General features: G+C 41.4%; 12 protein-coding genes. 7 read left to right on the top strand and 5 right to left on the bottom strand.

Annotated elements, in window-relative coordinates:
* The first annotated feature begins 163 nt into the window (after nucleotides 1–163).
* The 4 genes from KOLE_RS02655 (at nucleotide 164) to KOLE_RS02645 (ending at nucleotide 4,563) form a co-directional block, all read left to right on the top strand.
* Entirely contained in the window at nucleotides 164–1,993 is a 1,830-nt protein-coding gene (locus KOLE_RS02655; RefSeq protein WP_012745028.1) for a glycoside hydrolase family 36 protein, read from the top strand.
* Entirely contained in the window at nucleotides 1,980–3,104 is a 1,125-nt protein-coding gene (locus KOLE_RS11795) for a peptidase S8 (RefSeq protein WP_049753240.1), read from the top strand. Before KOLE_RS02655 ends, KOLE_RS11795 begins: the two co-directional genes overlap by 14 nt.
* Complete coding sequence (locus KOLE_RS11790) at nucleotides 3,101–3,727, top strand: S8 family serine peptidase (protein WP_474545605.1); 627 nt, start codon at nucleotides 3,101–3,103, stop codon at nucleotides 3,725–3,727. The genes KOLE_RS11795 and KOLE_RS11790 overlap by 4 nt, the downstream gene beginning before the upstream one ends.
* Nucleotides 3,728–4,116: 389 nt before the next feature.
* Entirely contained in the window at nucleotides 4,117–4,563 is a 447-nt protein-coding gene (locus KOLE_RS02645; RefSeq protein ID WP_012745027.1) for an NUDIX hydrolase, read from the top strand.
* Between the two features lie 74 nt (nucleotides 4,564–4,637).
* Here the strand turns inward: KOLE_RS02645 and KOLE_RS02640 are convergent, their stop codons facing one another.
* The 5 genes from KOLE_RS02640 to KOLE_RS02620 all read right to left on the bottom strand — a co-directional run bounded on the left by KOLE_RS02640 (nucleotide 4,638) and on the right by KOLE_RS02620 (nucleotide 7,823).
* Complete coding sequence (locus KOLE_RS02640; RefSeq protein ID WP_012745026.1) at nucleotides 4,638–5,270, bottom strand: histidine phosphatase family protein; 633 nt, start codon at nucleotides 5,268–5,270, stop codon at nucleotides 4,638–4,640.
* A 46-nt stretch (nucleotides 5,271–5,316) separates the two neighbouring features.
* Entirely contained in the window at nucleotides 5,317–6,549 is a 1,233-nt protein-coding gene (locus KOLE_RS02635; RefSeq protein WP_012745025.1) for a LemA family protein, read from the bottom strand.
* A 129-nt stretch (nucleotides 6,550–6,678) separates the two neighbouring features.
* Nucleotides 6,679–7,023, bottom strand: coding sequence for an inorganic pyrophosphatase (locus KOLE_RS02630; protein ID WP_012745024.1), 345 nt, complete (start codon nucleotides 7,021–7,023; stop codon nucleotides 6,679–6,681).
* A 6-nt stretch (nucleotides 7,024–7,029) separates the two neighbouring features.
* Complete coding sequence (locus KOLE_RS02625; protein WP_420170097.1) at nucleotides 7,030–7,443, bottom strand: ParB N-terminal domain-containing protein; 414 nt, start codon at nucleotides 7,441–7,443, stop codon at nucleotides 7,030–7,032.
* A 41-nt stretch (nucleotides 7,444–7,484) separates the two neighbouring features.
* Entirely contained in the window at nucleotides 7,485–7,823 is a 339-nt protein-coding gene (locus tag KOLE_RS02620) for a DUF3795 domain-containing protein (RefSeq protein ID WP_012745022.1), read from the bottom strand.
* A gap of 374 nt (nucleotides 7,824–8,197) precedes the next feature.
* On the opposite strand from KOLE_RS02620, the gene KOLE_RS02615 reads away from it, so the two are divergent.
* From KOLE_RS02615 to KOLE_RS02605, 3 genes are all read left to right on the top strand, one after another.
* Nucleotides 8,198–9,337 carry a CD0519/CD1768 family membrane protein gene (locus KOLE_RS02615; RefSeq protein WP_012745021.1) on the top strand — a complete coding sequence of 380 codons (1,140 nt, stop codon included), beginning with the start codon at nucleotides 8,198–8,200 and terminating at the stop codon, nucleotides 9,335–9,337.
* Nucleotides 9,338–9,500: 163 nt separating this feature from the next.
* The gene (locus KOLE_RS02610) at nucleotides 9,501–13,346 is read left to right on the top strand and encodes a hypothetical protein (RefSeq protein WP_012745020.1); all 3,846 of its coding nucleotides are present in this window, start codon (nucleotides 9,501–9,503) and stop codon (nucleotides 13,344–13,346) included.
* 466 nt (nucleotides 13,347–13,812) lie between these two features.
* Nucleotides 13,813–15,219: a UDP-N-acetylmuramoyl-tripeptide--D-alanyl-D-alanine ligase gene (locus KOLE_RS02605; RefSeq protein ID WP_012745019.1), complete on the top strand. Its 1,407-nt coding sequence runs from the start codon at nucleotides 13,813–13,815 to the stop codon at nucleotides 15,217–15,219.
* Nucleotides 15,220–15,222 lie beyond the last annotated feature (3 nt).

The following is a 15,222-nucleotide window of genomic DNA, read 5'->3' as shown; positions in this document are numbered from 1 at the left end:
GTGGGTCTCTCTATACCTCTAACGCTCTTGGACTCTCGATTCTTACGTACAACCCACAACCGACAACGGTTTTATCGCCGTATGGCGGCTTTCGTGTGGACGCAACTGCGGTGTAAATAACTTGCGTTATAATCGAGTTGAAACGGATTTAGGAGGTATTTATGTGCGGATTCAGATACCGGGAATGAGTGGCATTGAAATCGATGGTCAATTGAAGACGAAAGTTGTTTCGGCTGGACTGGAATTCAACTATAAGCTGAATATTCTGGATTCCGGTTATCTAATCAACCTCTCTTTGACAAACATCGAAACGGTTCCTATAAAACTTTCCAGTTTCACCGTAGCAAAATTTTCTGATCTCGATTTTCCTTTTTATTGCAATAATTGGGGATCATGGTTCCCTTTCAGGTTGTATAAAAGCATTCCCAACACAAAAGAGGCCGTAGCATTTGCCCAATCTGCAGGGACGACTCTTTTTTCGGCAACACCAATACCTGAGCTTTTCAATATTGATATATTTCCCAGCGACTATTTTATAGCAAATAAAGGTTTTTTAGCTGGATTCCTTGACTCAAAAGTTTCTCATCCATATTTTACGATAGATGAAGCTACCAAAACCGTGGAAGCCAGGATCGAGCTCTTTGGAAAGCCGCTCCAGCCAGGAGAAACCATAGAGATCGAACCGTTAGTGGTTTTTCATAGTGATAAACTTAACAGAATGCTGGAAAACTACGCGGAAATGATAAGAGATTACAAAAAACCTGTGTTCAAAGAATTGGAAGGAATCGGCTGGTGCAGCTGGTATCACTATTTTACCGATATCACTTTCGAAGAATTGAAGAAAAATGTTAAACTTCTGGCGAATCTTCGCGAAGAAAGAGGGCTTCCATACACGTTAGTGCAGCTAGACGACGGTTATCAGAAAGACATTGGAGATTGGCTGATAACCAATGAGAAATTTCCCTCCCTCGAGGAAATAGCAAATGAAATATCAGTGAAAGGTTTCATTCCCGGCTTATGGCTCGCACCTTTCTGTGCCTCGGAAACCTCGGATCTCTTCCGTGAACATCCGGAATGGTTTGTTAAGGATTCTTCTGGTAATCCCAAACGAGCTTTCAGGAACTGGGGAAAAGATATTTACGCTCTCGACCTTTCAAACAGGGAAGTGCTAGGGTTTATAAAAGATCTTATGTCGAAGATCAAAAAATCAGGATTCAAGTACATCAAAATAGATTTCCTTTTTGCGGGTGCAATACCAGGAATAAGACAGAACGAAAATATAACCCCCATAGAAGCATATGTTAAAGGATTGGAGACAATAAGAGGAGCTCTGGGTGATGATGTTTACTTGCTCGGTTGTGGTGCGCCCTTGCTTCCTTCCGTTGGCCTTGTTGATGCTATGAGAATAGGAGCAGATACCGCACCAATATGGGGTGGAGAGCTTCCGGATCTGGGTATCCCGAGTGCAAAATACTCAATCCGAAACGCCCTTACGCGTTATTTTATGCATAAGAGGTTATGGATAAACGATCCAGATACTCCAATTCTTCGCTCTCAAGCGGCTAAACTCTCTGATAACGAGAAAGAACTTTTCAGTTATGTCTGTGGGTTACTCGACAATCCCATCATCGAAAGCGATGATATGACTCTTGTGGATGAAGAGGGTATTGAGATCTTACGAAAGACGCTTTCTTTGAGGGGTGGAAAACCAAGAGTCTTCTTTGACGATACCGGTGAAATCTTTACGGTGGCGGTAAAAGGTGGAAAAGAAAAAAACTCCGTTGCTGTCATAAACCTCAGTGATGAAAAAGCCAGGGTTAAAATCCCTGAAGACGCCCTTTCATGGTCTGGAGTAAATACGGAAGAAATGGATGTAGAGATAGAACCACATTCCATCTGGTTGAGGAGCGTGTCATCAGTAGCTGTGGAACTAAAAAAAACAGTAGAATACAAAGAAGATGGAAGACAGGTGAATTACTATGAAGAAGCGTGATTTTTTTGTTATTTCATTGTTTTTTGTATTCTTTCTTCTGTCAGGATGTATTTTTAACCTCTATAAGAGCAAAATTTTTGGAAGTATTTCTCCTTTTGTTGGTAGCGTTGTTGGAGGCCAACAAAGCGTATTAGTCATTGAACCTTCAACGAGTCCAATTGAATCCGAACACTATGTCCCTGGAGAATATGTTGTGAAGTTCAACAATTGGTTAGATAGAAATAAAGCCAGCAGCTTATTAATGAGTATTGGCATGGATAAAGGTTCTATTCAGAAAACGCTTAGCTTCAGAGATGGTAAAACAAATTATATTCTTATTAAAGCCAATGAGGAGAGTATAGAAAAATTAAAAAGACTTCCTGAAATCGAATTTGTGGAACCGAATTATCTCTTTTTTTCACAGGCAGAAGTGACGCCTAATGACCCGTATTATCCTGAACAGTGGCACTATTCTTTAATAAATCTTCCCGCTGCCTGGTCGATTACCAAGGGGTCATCACTAACTGTAGTAGCTGTTATCGATACGGGAGTAAGGTTTGACCATCCGGATTTGCAGGGAGTATTCTACGATGAAGGCTACGATTTTATAGATGATGACCCAGATCCGACGGATCCCGGGATGTCCTACGATGGAAAAATCATAAGCCATGGAACACATGTTGCAGGTACCATAGCTGCCCTCACCAATAACAGCCAGGGCGTTTCGGGTGTTTGTTGGGGTGGCAGCGGTATTAGGATATTACCGATTAGAGTCCTTGATGATTCGGGGATCGGAACATCATTTGATGTTGCCAGGGGTATCGTGTACGCTGTTGAACATGGAGCGAAAGTATTGAATATGAGCCTTGGCAGCCCCTCTGATAGCTCCATTATTCGCGATGCTATTAAGTACGCATACGACAATGATGTTGTCGTAGTTTGCGCAGCCGGAAATGATAATGGGAGTTTGAGGTATCCGGCAAAGTACCCCGAAACAATAGCGGTAGGAGCAGTTCGGTTAGATAAAGAAAGAGCCTGGTATTCCAACTATGGGCCTGAACTGGATGTTGTTGCTCCCGGCGGAGACCTCGATGTTGATCAAATGGAGATGGTAATCCAGACGGAGTTCTGAGTACATGCTGGATATCAAATGATGGGGAACTTTACGAGTTTTTACAGGGAACATCCATGGCAGCCCCACACGTTTCTGGAATTGTAGCGCTTCTTATGAGCAAAGGTTATACCGGTGTTGAAACGATAAGGAAAATCCTTAGAGATACCGCGGAAGATCTTGGAGAACCTGGTTTTGACAACTATTACGGTGCAGGTCTGGTTGACGCATACAGGGCTCTGACATACGATACAGGATACGAGCCTTTCATTGTGTGGACGGTTGACGCTGTTACAGGAGTTATAGATTCGATAACCTGTGCAGATGAGGGCGGGAATTTCTTGCTAACGGAAGTAATAGCGCGTAGTGTTTACATCTATGCATGGAGAGATGTAGATCGCAATATGTATCTAACTTCTGGAGACCTCTACGGTTATTACGGTTACTCTGGTGGCAACCCAAAAGATGGAACACCCACCGCTATTACCGTTGAACCGGGTGAGACCATCACAGTGGAATTTCAGTTCTCACCTATTATTACTGATAGGTTGAAACCCGTATTTGAAGGAAGCCTTCTCCAAAAGGTGCTGGAGATCAAAGAAGCAGCGGTTGAAGAATATTACAATAAACTGGAGCGTAAATAGATAAAATTGAAAGTCCGAAAGAGCTGCTTCGCAGCGACAAGAATCCCTTCGGGATTGTCACGAACTCCTGCGGAGTTGACCCGAACCACTTCGTGGTTGTTACGAACTCCTTGGGAGTTGGGGCAAACTGCTTCACAGTTGAAAAAATATCAGACACTTGCAAGGCTGGCAGTTGGTGACGCGGCGTTCGAAGGCTGAGGCTTGCAGACGCAGATGAACCCCGTTGTTGGTGTGGGTTGTACGTTGTACGTAACTTTCTCCAGTCCCTAGACCCGATCTTTGTCTTCTTGAATTGTCATCCTGAACTTGATCTTAGTTATAATGCGTAGTGGCAGATTATTTGTGTCTCTTGTTTAAATGGGATTTTGAGGTAAGGAGTTGGCGAGAACATGGATAGGAAATGGTGTATTGTGAATGTCGAAGCAGCGATTTTTAATGGAGATAAATGGCTCGTTATCAAAAGAAGCGAAAAAGAAGAACATGCTCCCGGCGCAATTTCGTTTGTTGGAGGAAAAGTAGAGGTCAAGAAAGCTTCTCTCAATATATTGGAAGAAACCCTGAAACGAGAGATCATGGAGGAAGTCGGGATAGAGGTTTACGATGACCTCCAGTATGTTGAGAGCAAATCTTTTTTTACAGATAAAGGTGATCCCGTCGTCGATATCGTATTCCTTTGCAGACACAGAAGCGGTGAACCGCGCTGTGTAAATGAAGATGAAGTTGCAGGGGTATTCTGGTTAACTGCTCAGGAGATTCTCGAAGATGTTAATACCCCTATATGGGTAAAGCAGAGTTTGAGAATCGCTGAAAAAATGAGATTGAACCAAAAAAACTAAAATGTATCAACGGCTTATTATGTAAAAAAGCCTCCCATAAAATAAAAGGAGGCTTTTTCTTTTATTTTATGAAATTACTTTATCGCAGTCAGGTGGCTGAAATTATTAAGGTAATAGGTAATGACATCCTGTGGACCTCTGATTATCAATCTGGACATAGCTGTATCGTTCATAGCAAACAAATAGATGTGTTTATCCACATACGGTTGATTCACAGGCAGGTTATAAATGATCCGCAACAATACATTTATGGTTCCACCGTGGGTCACTATACAGACTCGCTTATCCATATGCTTATCGATAAGTTCGAGATAGAATTCGCTCACCCTGCGGATATGGTCTAACAGTGATTCTCCACCAGGTATCGGAACATAGTTTCTGTAACCCTTTTCATCTGGCGGTGGACTAAATTTTGAAGCCTCTTCCCTGGTCATTCCCGCGAATTTTCCTGAATCCTGTTCACGTAACCTTGAATCATAGATTATAGGCTTTCCCACAGCCTGAGAAACTGCTTCAGCAGTTTGAGCTGCACGTTTCAATGGGCTTGAAAAAAGAAGGTCACATTTGTAATTCTCTTTTTCCAGTCTTTCTTTGAGCAGCTTTGCCTGTTTAAGACCCTTTGGAGTGAGTTCGACATCCCAGCTTCCTTTAATTCGTCTTTCATCGTCTCCAACAGAATGTCCATGCCTGATAAGGAGCAAATCCATTCGATCACCTCATACCTCTTAGTTTTCCAGCACCACACCAAATTCTTTATTGCTTCCAGAGTCGCTGGTGTTTCAATCTTCCAAGCTTTGCAACAATAAGATCCGGAAATCGTTCGAGCCTTGCGTTGTAGAACGAAGCGATTTCATTGTAATAGCCCCTTGCCAGGGCAATCCTGTTTTCGGTGTCGCTGAGTTCTTTCTGGAGCTTTATAAAGGCTTCCTGTGATTTTAGATTCGGATAGCGTTCAATGAGAACCTTGAGGACTTCTTTGCCGGACATGTTTTCGAGTTCTCCACGAAGTTCTGCGAGCTTTTCCTGGGTATCCTGTTCGTGTTTTACAAGTCCCTTAACCACATTCACCAGCAGAGGTATCAGGTCGTGCCTTCGTTTTAACTGTACTTCTATCTGGGACCAACCCTGCTGAACCCGCCTTTGCAAAGATTTGAGGCTGTTGTGGGTTACCCAGAACCATCCTATAAACAGCATAACCAGAAAGGAACCTATTGTTACAATATACGGCTGAATCGGTTCCTGTGGAAGAGAGAATGTTCGATCGATCGAAAAATACGCGGTTGCGATAGCTGCAATGATACCCACAGCTACCAGAAGCCAGTAGTAAAGGCTGTACCTTCGGCTGAGTTTTTTCTCTTCCCTAGTGGAAATAAGGAACATAGGAGCTTCTTTATCGTATGCCACTTCAGGTGCTACAATATCTTCCCTCTCTCTCGCCTGCCCGAAAACGTACAAATCAGCGTCGGGTGGAATGATCCGTTCAACGAATCTCCTGCGGTGATCGGAATACATTATCGCGCGGTCGGGACCTTTTCCGTAATACAAAGGATCGCTTCTACCGCAAACACGGTTCATGACGGTTATGGCTTCTACCCTTGCTTTTTCCGGCCTGATAAGAATACAGCCGGTATCATCGCAGAGCTCAAAGGGTATTTCGTCGCCACCAGAAGCTACTGTTTTCCAACCACTTTCGGTCTTTGTTCTTGTCCTTGTTTTTCCATGAGAATCGGTATATGTCTCGGTAGTGCGTTTTGTCCAGTGCTCTTCAATCGACCATCGATAATAAACACAGGGCTTTTCAGTCAGATAGCTCGTGAGAGGTCGTGTTGTTTTGACTTTCCCTTTTAGTTCTACAAGACCGATGAAAACACCTTTTACTTTTGAAGTAGGAGTATCGTCTATTAACCTTTTCTTTTTTAGATTTTGCATCGCGAAAAGCACGCATAATAACATGACGACGAATCCTATTAACAACACAAACTGCATTCAATCAACCTCCACAAAGTTTTATTGATCTTTTCCAAATATTCTGTGTTCCCTTATTCATCCAATATGTTTAACAAGACTTCGTTGAAATTCTCCATTCAAAAAGGCAATACCTCTGGTAACGAAAATCTATTCGATGATGGGATTATCGATAATAATTCCACTCATGTGCGAGTTATTTACTATTTTAAGAATCTTCTTTTTATCATCTTCATTACAGCCAATCAGGATCTTAACCTCAGAATCCCTTTTTAATGAATCAACTGTTATTACCACTCCGGTGATCTTTCTTTCATCCATGGAACCAATCCAGACGTCTATTCCACTACCATCCCCCGCCGTTGTTCCTTTGAGGTAACCGTAATCCAGCGGATACACAATTTGGGGATATTTCGGGTGCTGGCTTCCTTTTGGTCTGTCTATGACTATCTCATGCTCAGTTATGAATGCTTCAAACCTTTCCCAGAAATTCATGTACCGTCATCTCCGTTCTTTTTTGTTTTCAAGATCTTCCTGCATTTTTCTACATCTTTCGTACCACAAGATTTCGTAGTCGCTGTGCGGAATGATTCTGTCTTTTAGGTCGGAAATACTCTTAATTTCTTCATCGAGGCACCAATCAACGCAGATTTCGTAGGCTTGTAGATCAAGTTCATCTTCATCCCAATACACGAGCACCTCTTCCAAACCGCTGAGATATGCAGCCATGGCCCGTGTATGCCCGTCCGTATAGATAATGAATCCTTTTAGTCTTATAACAGGAATCGGTGGAAGAGCTTCGAACCCCTCCTTTTCAATGATATCCAGCACTCTTTTCAATTTTGCCTGGCTTATGTATAGCTGACTGGGTTGAATTTTATCAAGGTGAAGAAGAAACGCCTTTTCCAACTCCACAAACCTCCAGATGATGATCAACTACTACAGAGTTCCCATTGTTAATCCGGGAACCGCTGTTTATGAACTTGATCAAGAAATGCTGATTCTTCCGGAAGGTTTTTCAGGAATTTGTTGATTTCAGCACAGGGGTAGGAATCACATTCACCGCAGTTGTCCAAACCTTTTCCCTTGCAGCATTTAACAAAAGGACAATCTCTGCACATCTTCCATGTTTGACTGGATTTGCAGCCGTAGCAGACCAGGTCTTTCGCTGTGATTTCCAGGTTAATCTCTTTACTCCATTTTTTTGCCGTTTCTTCACGAAGCTTGTCGTCATTGTTAACCGTAGCTATGTACACGGGACATCTAAAACAGTCAATACCACAATATGCTCTCATACTTCCCTATCCCCCATTCCACCGGAAATGCAATTAAAAGTGTACCAGAAAAATGGAATATAAGCCAGTTGTGTTATCGGGATTCAACGTCCGAAGCATAAGCTAGATTCTTATAGAGAAATCGAAGATGACAGAAGCATGGAGTAAATAAATAAAGGAGGACATGGGACCGTGCCCATGCCCTCAGAGCATTGGCGATAACATTCGCCATGCTAACAGGCTTGAAAGCCTATTAATATTATACAACAAACTATGTGAAATGCAAATGTTTCTGCTTCTTCTGAGATGCAAGAACACCGCGACGTAGCCTCATCACTTATCCTTCTTTTCATGCTAAACTTTACCTGGACAATATCTCCAGAAAGGTGGATTGGATGGAAAACGTGAAGAAGAAGAAGATCATCGAACCCATTCTGCTTCTCCTTTTTCTTTCCCTTTTTCTATTTCTTTTTGGTTCACGTATGGGATTGGGTAACATGTTTAAAACCATCATGTACACCGCTCACGACTTGTTGTTGAATACAGTGTTCTTTATCATGGCGGTTGCCGTACTTACGGGAGCTCTGGGTGGACTGCTTTCGGAATTCGGTGTTGTGGAAATGCTGAATAAGTTACTCTCGCCTCTCATGAAACCCCTGTACAACCTGCCGGGGGCTGCTGCTATCGGTATAGTAACCACATATCTTTCAGATAACCCGGCGATCCTTTCATTGGTGAAAGACAGGAATTTCATAAGGTGTTTTAAGCAGTATCAACTACCTCTTATGTGTAATCTTGGAACCTCCTTTGGAATGGGGCTAATGCTCACAACCTTTATGATTGCCCAGTCAGCTATTGCCGGTTACAGTCTTCTTGTTCCAGCGCTTGTGGGAAATGTTGCGGCTATTCTTGGAAGCGTGGTTTCTGTGAGGATCATGGCTTTCTATACGAAGAAAGCCTTCAGACATTCAGCAGCATTTGGAGACATAGAGTTGACAGACAGCACACTTTCACACACTGATAAGGGACTTTTTGAAAGATTTATGGATGCTGTGCTTGAAGGTGGAAAAAGTGGCGTTGAGCTGGGTGTTTCGATAATTCCCGGTGTGTTAATAATCTCCACCTTTATAATGATGCTCACCTACGGACCTGCTTCTCCTGAAGGATATTCAGGCGTTGCATATGAGGGAATTGCTGTATTGCCATGGCTGGGGGAGAGACTCTTCTGGGTTTTGAAGTTTCTATTTGGTTTTTCCTCCCCGGAACTCATTGCCTTCCCGCTCACTTCGCTGGGTTCAACAGGAGCGGCTCTTGCCCTGGTGCCAAAATTCATAGCTGATGGGGTACTCATGCCCAATGACGTTGCAGTATTAACGGCTATCGGTATGTGCTGGAGCGGATACCTTTCAACACACGTTGCGATGATGGATTCTCTGGGATCGAGGCAACTGGTCGGTAAAGCAATCTTCAGCCACACGATAGGTGGTATCAGCGCAGGGGTCTTTGCCCATTTTGTATATGTGTTGATATCGTAATCCCGAGCAACTTAGTAGCGTTGTTACGAGAAAATTCTCATAAAGGAATGTCTCCTTATGGTGGAAGGTATTTCCCACACTATATTGGTTGGAGACATTTTTTGTTAATATAGGTTAATTATGATAGAATTAAAAAGACGTCCTATTTTTTGGGGGGATTAGGGTGAAGAAGATCGTTGTGGTGATGTTTTTTTTGCTTTTCTGCTTTTGTGCATTTTCAGCAAGCAACGACGCTTTGCAGTATCGTATAAACATCACCAGTGAACTAAACAAAAGCTATTTGAAAACGATCCAGGGTATCATTAACTACAATGGGCTCTTCAAATCTGGTCGCGACGTGTTCTTAGAAATGCTCTACTCAAAAGACCCGCTTTTAGCTAGATTTCAAAAAGAAACGCAAGAGGCTGTCCGAAAAATGCAAGAAGCACGAAGTAGAGGGGCTTCCAGTGAAGAAATTTTGAGACTCCAGCTTGAGTATCAGGAAGCACGTTTGAGGGAAAACAAGCAACTCACCGCTTTGATTGAATCCAACCTGTACAACTCCATAGATTATCTTGCATCAGAAACCCTGAAAGGTTCTATGAAAACGGCTGGTAAGGTGATAGACGACGTGTTATCGAACTGGAAAACGATTTTAGAACCGCTGCTCGAAGGTGATTTTGGTGGAGTAGTAAAGAACGCGATCCTCCAATTGATAGACTCAACGTATAAAGTGACTTTTATCGATTACTGCAAAAGAAACTATGGGGCTACTGAGAAGATAGCACAGTACTGGTGGAAAACGTACTTTGTTGAACCCTTCGAAACCTCCGAAGAAAAAAAGCTGGTGGATAAGGTTCTCACTAAAGCTTCAGATGATCTAAAGGATAAATTGAAAGACAGGTTAACCAAAAGGCTTGAATTGGAGATTCTCAGCAAGGGTGGCAAATTGACCAAAGAAGCGATAGAAAAAACTGTCAAGGAAAAGGCTGAATCGATATTAAAAAACATTATAGAAACGCCTTCGTTGCTTGTAGAGCTATTTACGAAATATTACAATGTTGTCGATTTCCAGATCATGTTTAATGACATAGCGGCTAATGAAGTGGTGTTCATCAAAAAGATCAGAGAATTGGTTGGCGATAATGAAGATGAGATAAACAAGTGTTACTTCGATAAAGCTTACTTCCTATCGAAAATAAAAGCTTTAAATAAAGGCAAAATACAGGTGCAGGGAAAAAAGGAGCCATCGAAAAAGTTGGCAAAGTCTGAAGAGGTTATCCCTGCGGAGGTCATAGTAAAAGCAGAAGAAACCGCAAGAACACACGATCCTTTGCGTGAAGTAAGTACAATACAAAATATTGAGGATAAGATTGAAACACTGAGTGAATTGCAGGTAGAGGAGAAGATACCAAGTCCCGATAATGCCAAACAGATAATCGAGTACGCCTTCGGGCAGCTGGAAAATGACGAGATAACTCTGAGTGCATTCACTTACGAAGTCAATCAAGTGGTCAGTTCTTACATCAGTCAGATGAACGAGGCCAAAGCAAAAATAGCCAGTGCACTTAAAATGGATTATAACAAAGGGTTGATTGACTGGAATGAATATTCGGAGAAAGTGAAGAGTATAAATGAAGATGTTAAACAAAACCTCGAGGAATTGAATACCTTTATCTCCTCGAAAAAGCAGGAAATAGAAAGGAACCAGAAAGCATTCAGACAAAAGTTGTCCCAGTTAATCAGATCTTTTAATCCCGGAAATGAGATGAAACTTATTCAAGATAAATTGTCAACAAAAATCGTGGAATTTTTGAAGCTCTATAAACAAAAAACAGGGCAATATGTTTCGATATATCCCTATTCGAGCTTTTCAGCAATGATGAAGGAATTCAATGAAGGATTTGGCCAATCGTTTATAAACCAACTTACTTCTAAAGCGCCCTCACTTTTCTTGCTACAAAATGGTGGCTGGATTCTGGAAAACCTTTTGGGGATCTGTTATGAAGACGAACACTTAACCGGTACTCTGATCGAGAAAGTCAACAGTTTATCCGAAAAGATCAACGCCCTCTTTGATAGCGTTCCCGAATATTACTACACAGACCGGGATGGCCGAATCGTATATTCACGGGATCTGGCGTCAATTGAAGCTTTCAAGAAGTCATTATTGGGAAGGATGAAAGGAACGCTTGATTGGAAGGCCACAGTTTCTCAGTGGGCTTATATGGCAGAGTTGAAAAATGAAAAAACAAAGCAATATCTCGAAGTCTATCTGGCGTTCCTGACACAAAAGGTGGAACTATTCCAGAACATGCTCCAGATTGTCGTTGATGGTTTCAACTCTCTGGAACCGCTTTATATGGAAAAATGGGTAAGCAAGATTGAACAAATGGCATATACAATACGGAATATGTGGGAGCAAAAAATAACGCCAGATGAGGCGCGGAATAAATTGAGGAAGATCTCCCAGATTACCAAAGATGTAGATTCAAAGTATGCGTATTGGCTTGAGACTCGCGACGTATTGGAAGCTATAGCCAGTGATGTTTACAGGATAAAGTCAAATGGCGTGGCAATGCTGAACTTTGAACCATCGAAGAAATATTCCGATTATATAAATTCACTGATTGTAAAGAACAATCAACTCAAAAAACGCGCGTCACAGATGATTGAAGAATACGAAAAAGCCTCTCTTTTTGATTACACTCACGATCTGAAAACCAGAGTACTGGATTTCGTATCGAAATATCGCTCATATCTGGGTCATGGATTCTGTGCACAAAAAGCAGGTATATCTTTCCCCTTGGGTCCAGATGATCCGGATATAATGGGCATTGTGGGTGGAGATCTTGAAAAAGCTTTAAACCTTTGCGAAAGGTATGAACAATTTCTTGAAATGGCTGAAAAACGTGAGAAAGCAGCTAAAGAGGCAGATAGGGTCTTGGATAGCTATCTGGATAAAATTCAGGCTGAAGTAGAAGCCATTGAAAAAGCAGGAGGATACACGACCAGCGAGAAAAAGGAAGAACTTATCAGATTACTTGCCGAGGCAGTTGAAAAGGCAACCGAGACTTTCAAAAGTTATGGTTTTGAGTACAGTAATTGGTCTTCGTCAAGAGAGAGGAATTTGAGATCCAGGATAGAGAACATAAGGGTTCTTGAAAGCAACGTAGGCCAATCCGTAGGAAAAACTACAAACAAATTCCGGGAGATTGAAAAACCGGAAAAAATCACTTTGGGTGATCTTGTATGGCTGAACGTTATGAAAGATGGGTATCCAAGCTATAGATTCAGACTCTCGCCCGATGGCAAAAAATTGCTAATTGAGCGCAATAACAATTCCGGAAATAGCTTTAGCCTGTATAACATAGAAACTGGGACGCTTGATGAATTCCCTCTGTCTGAACCTGTCAAAGCGATCCTCTCAAAAGGATATAACTTTGACTGGATTTCCGAAGATAAAATATATCTTTACGCATACAGTGGCGAAGGTTTCGAAATCGACAAATCAGGTAGTTATAAAGATAGACCGGTTACAACGATCAAAGGCATGGGTCTGGTTTTGCAGGGGATAAGTCCTTCAGGCGAATATATCCTTGCACGCAAACTTGATGGCGGTATATATGTATTAAAAATCAGTGATGCCACGATAGAAAAAATCGGAATTACGTATGCGGATAAGATTCTGCAATGGGTACCAGGAACAGATTCTGTTCTCTTCAAAGACCAGAATTCAAAATTGAATATTTACGATGTTAAAAGCAGAACCCTCAAGACATATGAAACCACTTTTGAAGGTTATGTTTGTGCCATTTTACCGGGCGGAAAATGGATTGTTTACGGGAACCCCTTCGAAGTCGTTGCCCAAAACCTCAACGATTCCCAAAAAATTACGCTTTGGAAAGGCGAAGGGGGAGCTAATATTCTGACAGGAATATATCCTTTACAGGGTAATACGGTTCTTTTGGTGTGGATGCATCATGGCGAATCTTTTGATTACGGTGTGCAGGTATGCAAAATCGAATGATAAATACCTAATACGCCTATTAAAAAGCAGTTGAAATTGCAAAAGAGATCCAGAAGATAGATTCGAAGAGCGATAAATGGATTGCTTCCGATGCTATACGGGAATTGACGAGCGAAGCTGTTCAGGAAAGATTGAAAAATAAAAAATAGCTGAAGGGATTGCTCTGTCAAGGCAAAAAAGCGTAAATGCCCTAGAATTTTGGGTGCACGCTTAGCGAATTTCTTTCCTATTTCTTCTGTTCCTTCTTAGGATTTCCTGCAGGATTGTTTGATAAAAACGACACACTTTTAGCTTTGAATTTTCTATAGTTTTTAATAACAAAGAAATAGTTTGTGATCATAATTAAATTGTGAAAAATATCACATATAAATTAGATGTTGTCATAGGTAATATTATTGAATTAGAAAATACCAGGGAACTGTGAACAAAAGCTTTCTATCTTCATGTTTTTTCGGAGGTAACTTTCATGGAACCGATATCTTTGTCTAAAATTATTGAAGCTACAGGTGGGACTTTACTCTCGGGAACTCCTGATGTTGAGATTTTTGGCATTTCCACCGACACTCGAACAATACACAAAGGGGATTTATTTGTTGCGCTGGAGGGGGAAAGATTTGATGGGCATTATTTTATAGACGAAGCCTTCAAAAAAGGAGCGATAGGCGCAATTGTGTCAAGAGAGGTTGAAAGCAAAAATATAATTATAAAGGTGAGAGATACACTTAAAACTCTTGGAGACATAGCTAAGATTTATAGAGAAGAGTTCGACATCCCTGTTATAGCGGTTACTGGTTCTAATGGCAAAACAACCACAAAAGAAATGCTAGGGTATATCTTAACCAGGGAGTTCAAAACTGTAAAGGCAAAGGGAAGCTACAATAACTTTGTGGGAGTACCATTGACCTTGTTGGAAATGGACAGGCATACGCAGCTGGCTGTTCTAGAAATGGAAACAAATTTATTGGGAGGTATAAAAAGGCTTTGTGAGATAGCTAAACCTTCAGTTGGTGTCGTTACTAATATTGGTGATACTCACCTGCAGTTTTTGAAAACAAGGGAAGGGGTATATCAGGAGAAATCAGAACTTGTGGAATCTTTGCCTGAGGATGGGGTAGCGGTTTTGAATGCCGATGATCCATACGTATTAAAAATGAAGGAGATATCTAGAACAAAGCGGATAGTTACTTTTGGAGTAGAAAATAAATCCGAATTTTCAGCTTCTAATATAAGAGTTGGGGATACGTTTCTCGAATTTACCCTAAACAATAATTACAGAGTTAAACTAAATACTATTTCCTATTGTAATGTTTACAATGGATTAGCAGCAATCGCTGTTTCCCATGTGGTTTTTGGTTTGAGTTTAGAGAAAGTGATAGATATTCTGAAAGACTTTAAATTTCCCTCTCTGCGAATGGAATTAATCGAAATTCCTCTTATAGATAGAGCGACTTCGAATGAAGAAAGTGTAAGGATTATTAATGATTGTTATAACGCTAATCCTCAATCAATGCAAGAAGCTCTGGTTGCTGTTGGAAAGATGAATTCTTATACTAATAAGATAGCAATTCTGGGTGAAATGCTGGAATTGGGGGAAAAAGCTCCAGAATTCCATTATCAGATAGGTAAGATATGTGCGGATTGTGGATTTGACATGTTGATAACCGTAGGAGATCTTGCGCAATATATGGCTCATGGAGCTGAAGATGAAGGTATGCCCAGGGAAAATATATTTGTTTCTGTCAATAATGTGGAAGCGTCAGATCGTCTTTTGAGAATCCTGAGACCGGGTGATATTGTTTTGATCAAAGGCTCGCGTGGAATGAAGATGGAAGAAATAGTGGAGAGATTGAGAAAAAGGCTTGGAGTCTTCTAGGGG

The sequence above is a fragment of the Kosmotoga olearia TBF 19.5.1 genome (assembly GCF_000023325.1).
GTDB classification, from domain to species: Bacteria; Thermotogota; Thermotogae; order Petrotogales; family Kosmotogaceae; genus Kosmotoga; species Kosmotoga olearia.
This window is presented reverse-complemented; position numbering and strand designations above follow the sequence as displayed.